The sequence below is a fragment of the Enterococcus italicus DSM 15952 genome, from assembly GCF_000185365.1.
GTDB classification, from domain to species: domain Bacteria; phylum Bacillota; class Bacilli; order Lactobacillales; family Enterococcaceae; genus Enterococcus_G; species Enterococcus_G italicus.
This window is the reverse complement of the sequence record NZ_GL622277.1, coordinates 1-765: the sequence shown is the minus strand read 5'-3', so window position 1 is coordinate 765 and position 765 is coordinate 1. Positions and strand designations below refer to the sequence as shown.

The 765-nt window shown below is 42.5% G+C and carries 1 protein-coding gene; it reads left to right on the top strand.

Translation table 11 applies throughout. The annotated features are described in order from the left end of the window. Nucleotides 1-696, top strand: a 696-nt coding sequence (gene tnpC, locus HMPREF9088_RS11235; protein WP_007209384.1) for an IS66 family transposase, incomplete at its 5' end; no start/stop codon positions are given. Between the last annotated feature and the right edge of the window lie 69 nt (nt 697-765).

Here is a 765-nt window from a genome sequence, read left to right as displayed (position 1 = left end):
TACTATCATCACGATGAAGGCCGTTCAGGAGAGGTTCCGAAGAAATTTCTTAATGCATTTAGTGGCTATCTCCATTGTGATGGCTATGCCGGTTATAATGCCGTGGAGAACGTTCAATTGGTCTATTGCCTCGCACATGCTCGGAGAAAGTTCTTTGAAGCGATTCCCAAAGGGAAAAAGGATACGGAGATTCCTGCAGCTCAAGCGGTTAAGAAAATGGATAAATGGTTTTCTTTGGAAAAGAAGTGGCAAGACTTATCTCCAGAAGAGCGATTGGTTTTGCGACAACAGGACCTTCGTCCGCTATTTGATGCATTTTATGACTGGCTTAGTACACTAAATCCTGTTTCCAAATCCAAGCTGGATATCGCTACTCAATATGTGTGTAAGCTACGAAAGGGCTACGAGGAAATTTTCAAAGATGGTCGCTTGGAGCTCACCAATAATCGTTCCGAACGCAACATTAAAGAACTGGTAATGGGACGAAAAAATTGGCTGCACTCAACAAGCTTGGAAGGCGCCAGAACTTCAGGAATAATTTTGAGCGTGTATAAAACAGCGGAGCTGAATGGCTTAAGTCCTGTCAAATATCTGGAATTTTTATTTGAGAGGATTCCCAATCTGCCTATTGTTTCTGAGTCAGCGCTAGATGAACTTCTGCCTTGGAATAAAAAAGTGCAGCAACGCTGCCTTTAAATTTAAAATGCCAAATATTCCCGACTTCAGTATAGAGGTCGGGCTATTTGGCGTACAGGTACTATGCTA